Origin of the sequence: Hydrogenophaga sp. (assembly GCF_030158645.1) — a bacterium.
Lineage (GTDB): Bacteria > Pseudomonadota > Gammaproteobacteria > Burkholderiales > Burkholderiaceae_C > Hydrogenophaga.
This window is the reverse complement of sequence record NZ_JAOASO010000081.1, coordinates 32669-48013: the sequence shown is the minus strand read 5'-3', so window position 1 is coordinate 48013 and position 15345 is coordinate 32669. Positions and strand designations below refer to the sequence as shown.

Sequence of the window (15345 nt, the reverse complement as noted above, 5' to 3'; positions counted from 1 at the left end):
GACTTCAACATGCGCTGGATCGCCAGCATGGTGGCCGAGGCGCACCGCATCCTCATGCGCGGCGGCGTTTTCATGTATCCGCGCGACACCAAGGACCCGGGCAAACCCGGGCGCCTGCGCCTGCTGTACGAAGCCAACCCGGTGGGCATGTTGATGGAGCAGGCCGGTGGCCGCGCCAGCACCGGACGCGAACCCATGCTGGGCGTGCAGCCCACCGAGCTGCACCAGCGCATCGGCCTGGTGTTCGGGTCCAGAAACGAAGTCGAGCGGATCGAGCGTTACCACGCCGAGCCGCAGGCTTTCAAGGACAACAGCAACCCGCTGTTCGCCGAGCGCTCCCTGTTCCGCGACTGATCGACGCCACAACAACAACCGAGGAAATTTCATGTCCGTGCGCCACCCCATCATCGCCATCACCGGCTCCAGCGGCGCCGGCACCTCCACCGTCACGCGGACTTTTCAGAACATCTTCCGCCGCGAAGGCGTGAGCGCGGCCATCGTCGAGGGGGACAGCTACCACCGCTTTGATCGACAGGAGATGAAGCTCAAGATGGCCGAGGCCGAAGCAGCGGGCAACCTCAACTTCAGCCACTTCGGCGCCGAGGCCAACCTGTTCGACGAGATCGCCAGCCTGTTCAAGACCTACGGCGCCACCGGCACGGGCAAGAGCCGCAAGTACCTGCACAACGCGGAGGAGGCCGCGCCCTACCAGCAGGAGCCAGGCACGTTCACCGCCTGGGAACCCCTGCCCGAGAACACCGACATGTTGTTTTACGAAGGGCTGCACGGCGCGGTGGTCACGCCCGAGGTGGACGTGGCACAGCACCCCGACCTGCTGGTGGGTGTGGTGCCGGTGATCAACCTTGAATGGATCCAGAAACTCTGGCGCGACAAGAACATGCGCGGCTACAGCGCCGACGCGGTGACCGACACCATCCTGCGCCGCATGCCCGACTACGTGAACTACATCTGCCCGCAATTCCAGCACACGCACGTGAACTTCCAGCGCGTGCCCATCGTGGACACCAGCAACCCGTTCATCGCGCGCGACGTGCCCACCGCCGACGAGAGCATGGTGGTGATCCGTTTCGCCAAGCCCAAGGGCATCGACTTCCAGTACCTGCTCAACATGATCAACGGCTCCATGATGAGCCGCGCCAACACCATCGTGGTGCCCGGCGGCAAGATGGAGCTGGCCATGCAATTGATCTTCACACCCTTCATCTGGCGCATGGTCGAGCGCAAGAAGCGAGCCATGGGCCTGGTCTGAACGCGAAGGGAACACACCCATGAAGAACCCATCGCCCGAACTTGCCCGCCAGATGGCCAACGCGATCCGCATGCTCGCGGTGGACGCGGTGGAGCAGGCCAGAAGCGGCCACCCCGGCGCACCCATGGGCATGGCCGACATCGCCGAGGTGCTGTGGAACCGCCACCTGCGCCACAACCCGGCCCATCCGCACTGGCCCGACCGCGACCGCTTCGTGCTCTCCAACGGCCACGGCTCAATGCTGATCTACGCGCTGCTGCACCTCACCGGCTACGACCTGCCGATGAGCGAGTTGAAGAACTTCCGCCAACTGCACAGCAAGACCGCCGGCCACCCCGAGGCGGGCGTGACCCCGGGTGTGGAAACCACCACCGGGCCGTTGGGGCAGGGCATCGGCAACGCGGTGGGCATGGCGCTGGCCGAGAAGCAGCTGGCCAGCGAATTCAACCGCCCTGGCCATGCCGTGGTGGACCACTTCACCTACGCGTTTCTGGGCGACGGTTGTCTCATGGAGGGCATCAGCCACGAGGTGTGTTCGCTGGCGGGCACCTTGCGTCTGTCCAAGCTGATCGCGTTCTACGACGACAACGGCATCTCCATCGACGGGCATGTGGAGGGCTGGTTCACCGATGACACGCCGCTGCGCTTTGCGGCCTGCGGCTGGAACGTGATTCCCAAGGTGAATGGGCACGATCCGCAGGCGGTGGAACTCGCGCTCATCGCCGCGAAAGCGCAGGCCCGCCGCCCCGACGGCAAACCCACGCTGATCTGCTGCCAGACGGTGATCGGTCAGGGCTCACCCAACAAGGCTGGCACACACGACGTGCACGGTGCTGCGCTCGGCGCCGCCGAGGTGCAGGCCACGCGCAACGCCTTGGGCTGGACCGCGCCACCGTTTGAAGTGCCGACCGACGTGGCCCTGGCCTGGCACGCCGTGGACCGCGGGCAGGCACTGGAAGCCGAATGGCGGCGCCGTTTTGACGCGTATCGTGCCGAGTACCCGAATGAGGCGGCCGAGTTTGAACGCCGCATGGCCGGTGACCTGCACGCCGGCTGGGCGCCGGCCCTGCCCGGCGTGTTCGAAGGTGTGGCCGCCAAGGCCGATGCCGTGGCCACCCGCAAGGCCAGCCAGAACGCGCTGGACGCGCTCAACACGCTGGTGCCCGAGTTCTTCGGCGGCAGCGCCGACCTCACCGGCTCGAATCTCACCAACTTCAAAGGCTGCGTGAAGGCCGGTCGCGACCGCTGGGGCAACCACCTGAGCTACGGCGTGCGCGAGTTCGGCATGGCGGCCATCATGAACGGCATGGCGCTGCACGGCGGCTACATCCCTTACGGCGGCACCTTCCTCACCTTCAGCGACTACAGCCGCAACGCCATCCGCATGGCCGCGCTCATGAAGCTGCGTGTGATCCACGTGTTCACGCACGACTCCATCGGTCTGGGCGAAGACGGGCCCACCCACCAGTCGGTGGAGCACGTGCCCAGCCTGCGCATCATTCCGCAGCTCGATGTGTGGCGACCTGCCGATGGGCTGGAGACCGCCGTGGCTTGGGCGAGTGCCATCGAGCGTCAGGATGGCCCCTCGGCGTTGTGCCTCTCCCGCCAGAACCTGCCGCGGTTGACCGATGTGTCGGCGGTGGACGGCATCCGCCGTGGTGGCTACGTGCTGGTGGAAGGCGCGAACCCGCGGGCCATCATCGTGGCCACCGGGTCCGAGACGTCGCTGGCCATGGAGGCGCACCACGCGCTGGCTGCCGAGGGCATCAGCACGCGCGTGGTGTCCATGCCCTGCACCAACGTGTTTGACCGGCAGCCGCGCAGCCACCAGGACGCCGTGTTGCCGCTGCACCTGCCCACGGTGGCGGTGGAAGCCGCGCATCCGGATTTCTGGCGCAAGTACGTGGGCCGCACGGGCGCGGTGGTGGGCATTGCGACGTTTGGCGAGTCGGCCCCGGCGAAGGCCCTGTACGAACACTTCGGCATCACCGTCGAGCGTGTGTGCGAAGAGGTCAAGAGGCTGCTCGCATGACGCGGCCCTTCGATCTGATCCTCTTCGACCTCGACGGCACGCTGATCGAAACCGCGCCGGAGATCGCCGACGCGGTCAACGACACACTGTCGCAGTTCGGCCTGCCCGCCGTGACACAAACGCAGGTGAACGACTGGATCGGCCACGGCACACGCGAGCTGCTGATCTCGGCCCTGGCCGACCGCCGCCACACCACCACCGACGCGGTGCGCCACAGCGCCGACTTCCCCACCATCGAGGCCGCGTTTGGTGGCCACTACCAGCAGCGCTGCGGCACGCGCAGCCACCTGTATCCGCACGTGCGAGAAACGCTGCAGGTGCTGCGCGATGCGGGCGTGAAGCTCGCGGTGGTGACCAACAAGGAGGGTCGTTACACCCAGACCGTCCTGGATGCGCACCAGCTCGCACCGATGTTTCACCGCGTGATCAGCGGCGACACCTTGATGGTGAAAAAGCCCAACCCGGCCGCCGTGCACGACTGCCTGCAACGCTTCGGCGTGAGCGCCGAGCGAGCACTCTTCGTGGGCGATTCGTCCATCGACGTGGCCACCGCGCGCAACGCCGGGGTGAGCGTGTGGGCGCTGCCCTATGGCTACAACATGGGCGAGCCCATCGAGGACTGCCACCCGGACCGCGTGATCGCCGATGTCTCCGCGCTGTTGAGCTGACTTCCCGTCTTCAGAAAGAATGCCCATGGGACTTACCGCAGCGGCTTCTGCAGCGTGATCATGGATGGCTCGTTGATGGACGACGCCAAAACGCTTGCGAGCCATGAGCTCAACGGGGCTGTCATGCGCGAGGCGGTGAACATGACCGTCGGCTGAGCCGGCATGGCGGGGAAGATCGCGCCACTGCCGCTGGAGAAGATGATGACGAGGCATGTCTGAAGCGACCCGCTGGCAGCGAGCAGGATGAGATCTAAGTCCCATTGCGGACCCGCTGCGATTGTGTTTCGCATGAACGGCTGCAAAGACATGTACACACGGCTCCAAATGCAAACACCCGCACAAAGGCGGGTGTTTGATGTTGCAGCGCTGCCGAGCAATCAGAGGATCTGGCGGCGACGGCGGCTCATCAGAAGGCCTGCGAGGGCCGCACCCATCAGGGCAAGGCTGGTGGGCTCTGGCACCGATGTCGGATCGCCAATGCCACCGCCGCCGGTGGTGTTCGCGCCGCGCAGGTTGGCCAAAAACACACCGCTGTCAAAGATGGTGTCTGATGTGTCGGCGATGCCGATCTGCAGCGTGTGCGTCGTCAAGCTGGAGTCCACCAGGCCGGCCAGGCTCAAAACCCGTGAAAGGCCGTTGTACTGCGTTTCGTAGAGGCCGGAGCCCACGGCGTTCAAGATGAAGTTGGTGGGGTTGCCGGGTGTGTTGGAGATGAGGTCACCACTGGCGAACTTGGCAAAATTCACACCATCAACGAACACGCCAAAAATGTCGGTCACGGACTGTGTCGGGAACTCTTCGGTCATGAAGACGAAGTCGAGGGCGATGGAGTTCAAACCCGCCGCCAGCGTGAATGTGTACTCGAGCACGTTCGCGTTCCGGGTGGTGGTGCCGGCGAGCGTCGTCAGCGGTGCAAAGCCCCCGCTTCCTGTGTCGAACGAGGTGTTGTTGGAGTTGTTGACGGCACCGATGTCTGCGCGCCCACTGCTGAGGGCGACACCGCTGGAAAGCGTCAACGTCGGTGTCGAACCGGAGCTGGGGGCGAGATTGAGACCGGTGTGCGTGCCTTGTTGCGCCGCATTTCCGGAGATCAAGTTGCTGGTGACGACCGTGATGCCGGATCCGGGCTGGAGAAGAGCGTTCGTCAACACCGCGACGTCGTTCGAATTGGTGACGACCACGGGTGCCGCGATGGCGCTTCCTGCGACGAGCGCGGCTCCCGCGATGACAGGACGGATGTAAGTTGAGATGAGCTGTCGCATTTTTTTTCCCTCGATGAAAGGACTGACCGAAATGGGTCAGCCCACCCATAAGCAAAGAGTGTGCCCAAAAAAAGATCTTTGATATTGCTGGACTTTTTACTTTTTACAAAGATGCATGTCATTTTTCCCGACAATTTGCACACGCCACCCATGGCATGGGCGCTGGTTAAGAGCATCTGTTTCATGGCAGCTGTCCGTCAACGTTCGGGCCTCCGGATGGAGCGTGTGCAACGGGCTGAAGATCGGTGCCGTGCGCGATCACTGGTCTTGACATCCAAGTCCGAGCAGATGCTGTGCGAGTTGTGAAGGTGCGGCGGTTCGCCAGTTCACAAGACCCCGCTCTGCGTCCGGGTGAGTGACCGCTGTGCGGGTGCTGCAAGTGGTGCATGGGTCGCTGCGACGCCGACGGTGCGATCAGCGAGGTGTCCGGTGGCTCGGACAGTCGGACGGAACGGGGTGCGGGTCGCGATGGATGGATCGAATCGAACGCGTCTCACCCCGGTGGTGTCCGTCAAGCACGGCGCAGACGGTCAGCGCGCCCTTGAATCAAACGATCCGGCTGCCGCCCTGACGACGGCCGGTGCGGCTATTTCGTCGAGACGTCCCGAGCGTAGGGCCAGGCAAGAATGCCGCCCCAGACGAAGACGTGTGGGTATCCGTCGGCCAGCATCTGCTCGCCTGCGGCAGGCGACTTTCTGCCGCCGTGGCAATAGACAACGATGTACTTGTCTTTGTCGGGCGGGGTGTTCATGCCAGTGGTGATGCCGCCCGGGATGTTGATGGCGGTCGGAATGTGCCCTGCGGCGTATTCATCGGGCGGGCGCACATCAACGATGACGAAGCGCGGGTCTTGGCGCTCCACGACCGCTCGCAAGCCTTCCGGGGTTCGTATCGCCTGGCTCAACCCATCGGGCAAGGTGTCCGTCTGGGCCCAGACCGTTCGGCTGAGCGGCCCAACGAGCAGCAGGGTGAGGAACGCTTTCCGTTTCATGTGACAACCTCCTGGGCGCCAGCCGGGGGCAACGCTGTGGGTTTTATAGAGGGTCAGCGAGCCGTCCCTGTTGAGGCGGCTCAATGAAGGCAGCCAACGAGCGTTCCGGTGCGCCCATGCAAAACGCCCCGGACAGCCGGGGCGTTTTCGCTCGGAGGCCGATGGCGTCAAGCCAGCGAATCGGCCCAGATGTTGCGCGCCCAGGCCTTGGCATAGGCGCCTTCGAGTTCGCTCGCCGCGCTCGACAAGCCGCCCGAACCCGGCACCGTGACCATGGTCTTCTTCTCGGCGTCGTACTTGTGCACGCTGGCCACATGGACCACGTCCTTGGCGGTCACGAAGCTGTAGCAGGTGTTGGCGTAGAGCGGGTTGGCCGGTGGTTCCTTGCCTTGCAGCAGAGAGACCACGGCGGCAGCACACGTCTTGCCGTGCTGGTTGGCCATGTGGCCCGACTTGGGCATGGCCGGCGCGATCTGGATCGCGTCGCCGAGCACGTGGATGTTTTTCTGCGCCTTGGATTCGAAGGTCAAAAAGTCCACCTCGCACCAGCGTGCGTTGGCCGTGGCCAGACCGGTCTTCACCGCGATGTTGCCCGCGCGCATGTCGGGCAGCACGTTGGCCACGCCGGCCTTGAAGTCGTCGTTGAACTCGAACTTCAGGGTGTTGGTGGCGGCGTCCACGTCCACCAGCTTGTGCTTGGGGCGGTACTCGATCATGCCGGCGTAGTGGTCGGCCCAGGCCTTGGTGAACAGGCCCTTCTTGGAGGTGATGTCGTCGTTGGCGTCGAAGATCACGACCTTGCTCTTGGGCTTGGCCACCTTGAAGTAGCTGGCGACCATGCAGGCGCGCTCGTAGGGGCCGGGCGGGCAGCGGTAGGGCGCCAGCGGAATGCTGATGGCGTAAGTGCCGCCGTCGGGCAGGGCTTCGAGCTGCTGGCGCAGGGCCACGGTCTGGGGGCCGGCTTTCCAGGCGTGCAGCACCTTGTCGGCCGCGCCGGCCTTGGCCATGCCGGGCAGGGTGGGCATGAAGTCGATGCCGGGCGAGAGGATGAGGCGGTCGTAGGGCAGTTCACCGCCGCTGGCCAGCTTCACCGTGCGCTTGACCGGGTCGATGCTGTCGACCATGTCGCGCACCACCTTCACGCCGTGGCGCTGGCTCAGGTTGCTGTAGGGCGTGGTGATCTCGGCCATGGTGGAGTGGCCACCCACCACCAGGTTGGACATGGGGCACGAGACAAAGGCGGCGTTGGGCTCGATCAGCGTCACGTCGATGCTGTTGTTGGAGAACAGGCGCACGTATTTGGCGGCGGTGGCACCGCCGAAGCCGCCCCCGACCACCACCACCTTGGCGCTGCTGCCACCGGTGGTGGCGCAACCGCTCATGAGACCCAGGCCGGCCAGTGCGGAGCCCGCGCCGATGCTTTGTACGAATTGACGACGTTTCATGGCGGGCTCCTCAGGGTTTCTGTGCGGCGAAGTAGGCGGCGATCTGGCCCAGCTGCTCGTCGGTGTAACCCTTGGAGATCTGGTGCATCAGCGTGGCGGGGCGGGTGCCGGCCTTGTATTCGAGCAGGATCTTCTGCAGGTCGGTGCGGCCGGCCAGCGAAGCCATGCCGGGCTGGGCGCGCCCGTCGGTGCCGTGGCAGCTGGCGCAGGCTGCGGCCCACACGCGGGTCTGGTTGACCTGAGCGTGCGCCCCGATCGCCGAGGCGCACAACACGCCGGCCGCCAGCCATTTCATGGATTTCCCCATCGTCGTCTCCAAAAGGGTGGTTGAAAGAAGTTGCATCCAAAACTGTAGCAGCCACTTGAAACACAACGGGTGTGGGGTGTGATCGCTTGTGGGTGTGCCGCATCGTAACGGCCCCGGTTTTGCAGCGCCAACACATGAAAACCCTGCTGGGGTTTCTACCTATCCAAATATCAGCAAACACTAATACAGTTGCAGATGCCGACGCGGTCAGACCGCCCCAACAGGAAGATTCCCATGCCGCCCAACCTGAATGATGTGATCGGACGCGTGCTCCCCGCGCCCGAAAACCACCTGAGTCCCGAGAAGCTGGAGCTCGCCCGCAAGGCGCGCCGCAGCTTCATGGGCAAGGCCCTGGCCATGGGGGCAGGCGTGGTGGCCAGCGGCGCTGCGGCCACGCGCGCGGTCGCGGCCGAGGGGGAAGAGGCCATTCTGAAACTGCCCACCCACACCACCGGTCTGGGGCAGGGCGTGGCCACCGACGGCTACGGCAAGCCCAGCCAGTGGGAAGCCAACCTGCAGCGCCGCCAGAGCCCGGGCCTCACGCGCGTGCCGCAGGCTTCCGTGAGCTTCACGCCGTTGCAGGGCCTGTTCGGCATCATCACGCCCAGTGGCCTGCACTTCGAGCGGCACCACCAGGGCTGGTGGGACATCGACCCCTCCAAACACCGCCTCATGGTCAACGGCCTGGTGAAGCGCGAGCGCGTGTTCACCATGGACGACCTGATGCGCCTGCCCAGCGTCTCGCGCATCCACTTCATTGAGTGCGGCGCCAACTCCGCGCCCGAGTGGGGCAACGTGGCGCTGCCGGCCGTGCAGTACACCCACGGCATGGTGAGCTGCTGCGAGTTCACCGGTGTGCTGCTCTCCACGCTGCTGGAGATGTGTGGCTACGACAAGAAGAACGGCAAGTATGTGCTGGCCGAGGGGGCGGACGGTTCTTCGATGACGCGCACCATCGACATCGACCGCGCGATGGACGATTGCATCGTGGCCTGGGCCATGAACGGCGAGATGCTGCGCCCGGAAAACGGCTACCCGCTGCGCCTGGTGGTGCCGGGGGTGCAGGGCGTGAGCTGGGTGAAGTACCTGCGACGCCTGGAAGTGGGCGACAAGAAGTGGGCCGCCAAAGACGAGGCGATCCACTACATCGACCACATGCCCGACGGCACTCACCGCCAGTACACCGGCATCCAGGAATGCAAGAGCGTGATCACCACGCCCTCGGGCAGCCAGACGTTGCTGGACAAGGGCTACTACAACGTGACCGGGCTGGCGTGGTCGGGCCGTGGCACGGTCAAGCGGGTGGACGTGAGTGTGGACGGTGGGCGCAACTGGCGCACCGCACGGCTCGAAGGCCCGGTGCTGCCCAAGGCGCTCACGCGCTTCAACATCGACTGGGTGTGGGACGGCAAACCGGCTGTGTTGCAGAGCCGTGCGATCGACAGCACGGGTTATGTGCAGCCCAAGATCAACCAGTTGCGCGCCGTGCGCGGCACGCGCTCGGTGTACCACCAGAACGCCATCCAGTCGTGGCGCGTCGCTGAAAACGGCGAAGTCTCGAACGTTCAAGTCTATTGATGAGGCCCGCCATGCGAACCCTGACATTTTTCGCCGCAGCGCTCATCAGCACGGTTGCCTTGGCTCAGGCCCCTGCCTGGCACGACCTGGGCCGCAACGCCACCAAGGCCGAAGTGCAGGCCTGGGACATCGACGTGCGCCCCGACTTCAAGGGCTTGCCCAAAGGGGCCGGCAGTGTAGCCCTGGGCGAGCGGGTGTGGGAAGCGCAGTGCGCGTCCTGCCACGGCAGCTTTGGCGAAAGCAACGAGGTGTTCACGCCCATCGTGGGCGGCACCACCAAGGCCGACATCGAGCGCGGCCGGGTGAAGAACCTGGAGCAGGGCAGCACCTTCCCGCAGAAGACCACGATGATGAAGGTCGCCACCGTCTCGACCCTGTGGGACTACATCAACCGCGCCATGCCCTGGAACGCGCCCAAGTCGCTCAAGCCCGACGAGGTGTATGGCGTGCTGGCCTACATCCTGAGCCTGGCCGAGGTGGTGCCGGCCGATTTCACGCTGAGCGACCAGAACATCGCCGAGGTGCAGAAGCGCATGCCCAACCGCAACGGCATGGTGTTCTACGAGCCGCTGTGGAAGGCCAATGGCAAGGGCGATGTGACCAACGTGGCCTGCATGAAGGACTGCCCGGTGGAGACCACCATCCGCTCGTTCCTGCCCGACTTTGCGCGCGACGCGCACGGCAACATCCAGGAGCAGAACCGCGTGATCGGCCCGGTGCGCGGTGCCGACACCACCAAGCCTGCGCCCACGGCGCCGGTGGGCAGCGGACCCAAGCCGGCGGCGGTGGTGGTGGCCGCGGCCACGCCGGCGGGCGGCGACGTGAAGGCGCTGCTCGCGGCCAACAGCTGCACCGCCTGCCACGGCATGGCGCAAAAGATCGTGGGCCCGGGCTTCACCGAGATCGCCAAGAAGCACAAAGGGCAGGAGCGCCTCGAGGCCTACCTTGCGGTGAAGATCCGCGAAGGTGGTGTGGGTGTGTTCGGTGCGGTGCCCATGCCGCCCCAGCCGCAGCTCAGCGCTGCCGAGGCCGCCACCATCGCCCGCTGGATCGCAGCGGGCGCGAAGTGATCCAATTGCGGTCTTTCTTAAATATTTGCATTTACTCGTATTCCCCATTTCCCCCTTGTCCCGGAGTGCCTAACCTATGACCATGACTTCCATCCAGTTGATGAGCGCCGCTGTGCTCACCTTGTTCAGCGGCGCTGCACTGGCCCAAAACGCGGCGGCGGCCAAGGCACTCGCCTCCAAAAACGCTTGCCTGGCTTGCCACGCGGTGGACAAGAAGCTGGTGGGCCCGGCCTTCAAGGACGTGGCGGCCAAACACGCCGGCCAGGCCGACGCCCTTGAAAAAGTGTCGGCGCGCATCAAGTCCGGCGGTGCCGGCCTGTATGGCCCGGTGCCCATGCCGGCGCAGGCCCAGCTCAAAGACGACGAACTCAAGTTGCTGGCAGGGTGGATCCTGGCCGGCGCCCCCGATCAGTAACCCCCGCCCGTACACTCTCGCCCTTTCCTCATTTCACAGGAGCCCCCCATGAACAACTCACGCAGAAATGCTCTCAAGACCACCGGGGCCCTGGCCACGCTGGTGTCGCTGGGCCTCGCCACGCAAAGCCAGGCGCACGCCGCCATGGACCGCGCCGGTTTTGAGATCAAGAGCATGGCCGATGCCGTCAAGGCCCTGGGTGGCACCGCCGCCAACAGCGACCAGGTCACCGTGGTCGCGCCCGACATCGCCGAAAACGGCGCCGTGGTGCCCGTGGGCGCCACCAGCAAGATTCCCAACACCACCGAGATCTACCTGATCGTCGAAAAGAACCCCACGCCCATGGCCGCCGGTTTCAAGATCCCCGCCGGCACCGCGGCCGACGTGCAGACCCGTCTGAAGATGGGCCAGAGCTCCAACGTGTTTGCCGTGGTCAAGGCCGACGGCAAGCTGTTTTCGGCCTTCAAGGAAACCAAGGTCACGCTCGGCGGTTGCGGCGGCTGATCGCCTCGCCACCCGACGTTTTGCACAACCCCATTCACCGAAATTCAGGAGTCCAACATGGCTGATCCGATGCGCATCCGCGCCGCCGTTGCAGGCGACGAAACCACCGTCCGCGTGCTCATGTCCCACATCATGGAGCCGGGCACCCGCCGCGATGCCGCCGGCGCCCTCATCCCCGGCCACTACATCAAGGATGTGGAAGCCACCCACAACGGCAAGGTCGTCCTCGAAGCTGCGTTCAGCGGCGCCGTCGCGCAGAACCCTTTCCTGTCCTTCAAGTTCAAGGGCGGCGCCAAGGGCGACAAGGTCGTCGTGAAATGGGTCGACAACAAGGGCGACACCCGCACCGACGAAGCGCTGATCGCCTGAGCTGAGCCGCGTTTTACTGCGACCCGATAACAAGAGGAGACCCCATGAAGAAGACCCTGACACCCTCGCTGCTGGCGCTTGCTGCGCTGTGCGGCGCTGTTGGCGCTGTTGGCGTTTCGCACGCGCAAGGCACTGCCGCCGAAGGCATTGCCAAGTACCGCGAGATGCTGCAGGACGGCAACCCGGCCGAGCTGTTCGAGATGAAGGGCGAGGAGCTCTGGAAACAGAAGCGCGGCCCCAAGAACGCTTCGCTGGAACAGTGCGATCTGGGCAAGGGTCCCGGGGTGATCAAGGGGGTGTTCGTGGAACTGCCCAAGTACTTCGCCGACACCGGCCGGGTGCAGGATCTGGAAACGCGCCTGATCACCTGCATGGAAACGTTGCAGGGCTTCAAGGCCGAAGACATCGCCAAGACACCGTTTGGCCGTGGCGAGATGGCCAACGTGACGGCACTGGCCACCTATGTGGCCACGGCCTCCAAGGGCATGCGCTTCAACCTGTCGCAGTAGCATGCGCAGGAAAAAATGATGTTCGAAACCGGCAAGCAGCTGTTCTTCACGCGCGGCGGTACGCACGACTTCTCGTGCGCTTCGTGCCACGGCAGCGACGACAAACGCATCCGCCTGCAAGACCTGCCCAACCTCACCAAGAACCCGGGCGACGGCATCGGCTTCGCCGCCTGGCCGGCGTACCGCGTGTCCAACGCGCAGATGTGGGGCATGCAGCTCCGCCTGAACGATTGTTTCCGCCAGATGCGCTGGCCCGAGCCCAAGTTCGGCAGCGACGCCACCATCGCCTTGTCGGTCTACATGGGCGTGAACGCCAAGACGGCCGAGTCCATCGTGCCGGCCATCAAGCGCTGATCCGGAGACACACCAGATGAAAAAAATCCATTCCCTGACGCTGTTGCCGGTGGTCGCCATCGTGTTGTCGGCCTGCTCCTCGGCACCGTCTCCGGCCGACGTGAACAAGGCCACCGCCGACATGCTCAAGAACTCGTTCCAGGCGCGCGGCATCGCCACCCTGGACCGCCTCAACCAGGACCAGGCCAACGCCGAATGCGCCGTGGCCGACGCCACCGGCAAACCGCTGGACGCCAAGATGACCAAGGCCATCGAAGAAGCCAACATGAAGACCGTGAAATGGCCCACCGATGGCAAGTTCATCGGTGACTGGAAAGAGGGCGAGAAGGTCGCACAGAGCGGTCGTGGCCTGACCTGGACCGACAAGGCCGGCGAAGCCAACGGCGGCAATTGCTACAACTGCCACATGATCAGCAAGGAAGAGATTTCCTTCGGCACGCTCGGCCCGAGCCTCTACAACTACGGCAAGCTGCGCGGCGTGACCGATCCCAACAGCGCAGGCAGCAAGCCCATCGTGGAATACACCTGGGGCAAGCTCTGGAACGCGCGCGCTTACAACGCGTGTTCACAAATGCCGCGCGTGGGTCACATGGGCATCCTGAACCAGAAGCAGATCCAGGATGTGATGGCCTTGCTGCTCGACCCGGCGTCGCCCGTCAACAAGTGACGACCCCACCCCGGTTGCCTCAGGCAACCGGGGTTTCTTGCTAAAAAATTTCGCTCAAATATCAGCGATCAATTATTGATAGGTGCAGAGATGAGTTTCAGCCGTCGTGAATTCATGCAGGTGCTGGCCGTGGCCAGCGCCACCGGCATGGCCCTCAACCACCGCGACGTGCTCGCCGCAGCACCGGGTGCCGGTGAGCGCCTGTACAACGTGCCGAAGTTCGGCAATGTGAGCTTTCTGCACTTCACCGACTGCCACGCTCAGCTCACACCCATCTACTTCCGCGAACCCAATGTGAACCTGGGCGTGGCCGAGGCGGTGGGCCGCCCGCCGCACATCGTGGGCGAGAAGCTGCTCAAACAATTCGGCCTCAAGCCCGGCAGCGCACAAGCCCACGCGTTCTCCTACCTCGACTTCAGCCAGGCCGCCAAGACCTACGGCAAGGTGGGCGGCTTCGCGCACATGGCCACGCTCGTCAAACAGCTCAAGGCCACCCGGCCCAACGCGTTGCTGCTCGACGGTGGTGACACCTGGCAAGGCTCGGCCACCTCGCTGTGGACCAATGGCCAGGACATGGTGGACGCCTGCAAGCTGCTCGGCGTGAACATGATGACCTCGCACTGGGAGCACACCTTCGGCGCCAAGCGCGTGCAGGAGATCGTCGAGAAAGATTTGAAGGGGAACATGGAATTCCTCGCGCAGAACATCAAGACCACCGACTTCGAAGACATGGTCTTCAAGCCCTATGCGATGCGCGAGATGAACGGCGTGCAGGTCGCCGTGATCGGCCAGGCTTTCCCCTACACCCCCATTGCCAACCCCCGTTACATGGTGCCCGACTGGACCTTCGGCATCCAGGACGAGCACATGCAGAAGATGGTGGACGAAGCGCGCGGCAAGGGCGCGCAGGTGGTGGTGGTGCTCTCGCACAACGGCATGGATGTCGACATCAAGATGGCCGGCCGCGTGCGCGGCATCGATGCGATTCTGGGTGGCCACACCCACGACGGCATGCCCGCGCCGTTCGTGGTGAAAAACGCCGGTGGCCAGACCCTGGTGACCAACGCCGGCTCCAACAGCAAGTTCCTCGGCGTGCTCGACTTTGACGTGCGCGGTGGCAAGGTGCAGGGCTTTCAGTACAAGCTGCTGCCCATCTTCTCCAACCTGCTGCCGGCCGATGCGGCCATGCAGGCGCACATCGACAAGGTGCGCGCGCCCTACAAAGACAAGCTCGACGAAAAACTCGCTGTCACCGAAGACCTGCTGTACCGCCGTGGCAATTTCAACGGCTCGTGGGACCAGGTGATCTGCGACGCGCTGATGCAGAACAAGGGCGCCGACATCGCGTTTTCGCCGGGCGTGCGCTGGGGCACCTCGCTGCTGCCCGGCGACACCATCACCTATGAACGCATGATGGACCAGATGGCGCTGACCTACCCGGCCACCACGCTCAACACCTTCACCGGCGAGCAGATCAAGACCATTCTGGAAGACGTGGCCGACAACATCTTCAACCCCGATCCCTACTACCAGCAGGGCGGCGACATGGTGCGCGTGGGTGGCATGCAGTACACCGTGACACCGAACGCCGCCATGGGCCAGCGCATCAACAACATGACGCTCAAGGGCCAGCTGATCGAGGCCGACAAGACCTACAAGGTGGCCGGCTGGGCGTCGGTCCAGGAGGGCGCCCAGGGCGAACCCATCTGGGACGTGGTCTCGGGCTATCTGCGCGACAAGAAGGTCATCAAGGGCGTGCAGATCAACACGCCGCGCATCATCGGCATGGATGGCAATCCGGGGCTGGTGGCCTGACCATCAGGCCAGGCGCGCATTTCGCGCACCCATGAAAAAACCCACCGCCCTTTCGAGCGGTGGGTGTCAACAAGCCTTGGAGATTCGGA

At 64.5% G+C, this 15345-nt stretch carries 15 protein-coding genes and 2 pseudogenes; 12 read left to right on the top strand and 5 right to left on the bottom strand.

The window, feature by feature from the left end:
* The 4 genes and pseudogenes from Q1W68_RS07955 to Q1W68_RS07940 form a co-directional block, all read left to right on the top strand.
* Positions 1 to 354 (top strand): annotated as a pseudogene (locus Q1W68_RS07955) (class 1 fructose-bisphosphatase); the annotation flags it as partial.
* A gap of 31 nt (positions 355 to 385) precedes the next feature.
* Positions 386 to 1270: a phosphoribulokinase gene (locus tag Q1W68_RS07950; protein WP_300716062.1), complete on the top strand. Its 885-nt coding sequence runs from the start codon at positions 386 to 388 to the stop codon at positions 1268 to 1270.
* Between the two features lie 19 nt (positions 1271 to 1289).
* Positions 1290 to 3302: a transketolase gene (tkt, locus tag Q1W68_RS07945; RefSeq protein ID WP_300649706.1), complete on the top strand. Its 2013-nt coding sequence runs from the start codon at positions 1290 to 1292 to the stop codon at positions 3300 to 3302.
* Positions 3299 to 3970: a phosphoglycolate phosphatase gene (locus tag Q1W68_RS07940; RefSeq protein ID WP_300649704.1), complete on the top strand. Its 672-nt coding sequence runs from the start codon at positions 3299 to 3301 to the stop codon at positions 3968 to 3970. The genes tkt and Q1W68_RS07940 overlap by 4 nt, the downstream gene beginning before the upstream one ends.
* 32 nt (positions 3971 to 4002) lie before the next feature.
* Here Q1W68_RS07940 and Q1W68_RS07935 read toward each other — a convergent pair whose 3' ends face one another.
* The 5 genes from Q1W68_RS07935 to Q1W68_RS07915 form a co-directional block, all read right to left on the bottom strand.
* Positions 4003 to 4278 (bottom strand): hypothetical protein, encoded by a 276-nt coding sequence (locus tag Q1W68_RS07935; protein WP_300649703.1) that lies wholly within the window; start codon positions 4276 to 4278, stop codon positions 4003 to 4005.
* Positions 4279 to 4347: 69 nt separating this feature from the next.
* Positions 4348 to 5232, bottom strand: a complete 885-nt coding sequence (locus Q1W68_RS07930) for a choice-of-anchor L domain-containing protein (RefSeq protein ID WP_300649701.1) — start codon at positions 5230 to 5232, stop codon at positions 4348 to 4350.
* Positions 5233 to 5818: 586 nt separating this feature from the next.
* Positions 5819 to 6223 (bottom strand): rhodanese-like domain-containing protein, encoded by a 405-nt coding sequence (locus Q1W68_RS07925; RefSeq protein ID WP_300649699.1) that lies wholly within the window; start codon positions 6221 to 6223, stop codon positions 5819 to 5821.
* A 167-nt stretch (positions 6224 to 6390) separates the two neighbouring features.
* Complete coding sequence (locus tag Q1W68_RS07920) at positions 6391 to 7668, bottom strand: FAD/NAD(P)-binding oxidoreductase (RefSeq protein WP_300716060.1); 1278 nt, start codon at positions 7666 to 7668, stop codon at positions 6391 to 6393.
* 10 nt (positions 7669 to 7678) lie between these two features.
* Positions 7679 to 7963: a c-type cytochrome gene (locus Q1W68_RS07915; protein ID WP_300716059.1), complete on the bottom strand. Its 285-nt coding sequence runs from the start codon at positions 7961 to 7963 to the stop codon at positions 7679 to 7681.
* Positions 7964 to 8209: 246 nt separating this feature from the next.
* Between Q1W68_RS07915 and soxC the strand changes: the two genes are divergently transcribed.
* From soxC to soxB, 8 genes and pseudogenes are all read left to right on the top strand, one after another.
* Complete coding sequence (gene soxC, locus Q1W68_RS07910) at positions 8210 to 9553, top strand: sulfite dehydrogenase (protein ID WP_300716058.1); 1344 nt, start codon at positions 8210 to 8212, stop codon at positions 9551 to 9553.
* A gap of 11 nt (positions 9554 to 9564) precedes the next feature.
* Entirely contained in the window at positions 9565 to 10623 is a 1059-nt protein-coding gene (locus Q1W68_RS07905) for a c-type cytochrome (RefSeq protein ID WP_300716057.1), read from the top strand.
* Between the two features lie 82 nt (positions 10624 to 10705).
* Entirely contained in the window at positions 10706 to 11038 is a 333-nt protein-coding gene (locus tag Q1W68_RS07900; protein WP_300655944.1) for a c-type cytochrome, read from the top strand.
* Between the two features lie 48 nt (positions 11039 to 11086).
* Positions 11087 to 11542, top strand: a complete 456-nt coding sequence (soxY, locus tag Q1W68_RS07895; protein ID WP_300716056.1) for a thiosulfate oxidation carrier protein SoxY — start codon at positions 11087 to 11089, stop codon at positions 11540 to 11542.
* A gap of 57 nt (positions 11543 to 11599) precedes the next feature.
* Complete coding sequence (soxZ, locus tag Q1W68_RS07890; RefSeq protein ID WP_300716055.1) at positions 11600 to 11911, top strand: thiosulfate oxidation carrier complex protein SoxZ; 312 nt, start codon at positions 11600 to 11602, stop codon at positions 11909 to 11911.
* A 164-nt stretch (positions 11912 to 12075) separates the two neighbouring features.
* A pseudogene (gene soxA, locus Q1W68_RS07885) lies at positions 12076 to 12774 on the top strand (sulfur oxidation c-type cytochrome SoxA).
* Positions 12775 to 12790: 16 nt separating this feature from the next.
* Positions 12791 to 13441, top strand: a complete 651-nt coding sequence (gene soxX, locus Q1W68_RS07880) for a sulfur oxidation c-type cytochrome SoxX (protein WP_300716054.1) — start codon at positions 12791 to 12793, stop codon at positions 13439 to 13441.
* Positions 13442 to 13531: 90 nt separating this feature from the next.
* A complete protein-coding gene (soxB, locus tag Q1W68_RS07875) occupies positions 13532 to 15256 on the top strand; it encodes a thiosulfohydrolase SoxB (protein WP_300716053.1) in 1725 nt (574 codons plus the stop codon).
* Positions 15257 to 15345: the final 89 nt, after the last annotated feature.

What these genes read in the sequence shown, in the direction of transcription:
- Q1W68_RS07905 (WP_300716057.1), top strand. Translation starts at nt 9,565, where the DNA reads ATGCGAACCCTGACATTTTTCGCCGCAGCGCTCATCAGCACGGTTGCC.
- Q1W68_RS07900 (WP_300655944.1), top strand. Translation starts at nt 10,706, where the DNA reads ATGACTTCCATCCAGTTGATGAGCGCCGCTGTGCTCACCTTGTTCAGC.
- Q1W68_RS07925 (WP_300649699.1), bottom strand. Translation starts at nt 6,223, where the DNA reads ATGAAACGGAAAGCGTTCCTCACCCTGCTGCTCGTTGGGCCGCTCAGC.
- soxB (WP_300716053.1), top strand. Translation starts at nt 13,532, where the DNA reads ATGAGTTTCAGCCGTCGTGAATTCATGCAGGTGCTGGCCGTGGCCAGC.
- soxY (WP_300716056.1), top strand. Translation starts at nt 11,087, where the DNA reads ATGAACAACTCACGCAGAAATGCTCTCAAGACCACCGGGGCCCTGGCC.
- Q1W68_RS07915 (WP_300716059.1), bottom strand. Translation starts at nt 7,963, where the DNA reads ATGAAATGGCTGGCGGCCGGCGTGTTGTGCGCCTCGGCGATCGGGGCG.
- Q1W68_RS07950 (WP_300716062.1), top strand. Translation starts at nt 386, where the DNA reads ATGTCCGTGCGCCACCCCATCATCGCCATCACCGGCTCCAGCGGCGCC.
- soxX (WP_300716054.1), top strand. Translation starts at nt 12,791, where the DNA reads ATGAAAAAAATCCATTCCCTGACGCTGTTGCCGGTGGTCGCCATCGTG.
- Q1W68_RS07930 (WP_300649701.1), bottom strand. Translation starts at nt 5,232, where the DNA reads ATGCGACAGCTCATCTCAACTTACATCCGTCCTGTCATCGCGGGAGCC.
- Q1W68_RS07940 (WP_300649704.1), top strand. Translation starts at nt 3,299, where the DNA reads ATGACGCGGCCCTTCGATCTGATCCTCTTCGACCTCGACGGCACGCTG.
- Q1W68_RS07920 (WP_300716060.1), bottom strand. Translation starts at nt 7,668, where the DNA reads ATGAAACGTCGTCAATTCGTACAAAGCATCGGCGCGGGCTCCGCACTG.
- soxZ (WP_300716055.1), top strand. Translation starts at nt 11,600, where the DNA reads ATGGCTGATCCGATGCGCATCCGCGCCGCCGTTGCAGGCGACGAAACC.
- tkt (WP_300649706.1), top strand. Translation starts at nt 1,290, where the DNA reads ATGAAGAACCCATCGCCCGAACTTGCCCGCCAGATGGCCAACGCGATC.
- Q1W68_RS07935 (WP_300649703.1), bottom strand. Translation starts at nt 4,278, where the DNA reads ATGTCTTTGCAGCCGTTCATGCGAAACACAATCGCAGCGGGTCCGCAA.
- soxC (WP_300716058.1), top strand. Translation starts at nt 8,210, where the DNA reads ATGCCGCCCAACCTGAATGATGTGATCGGACGCGTGCTCCCCGCGCCC.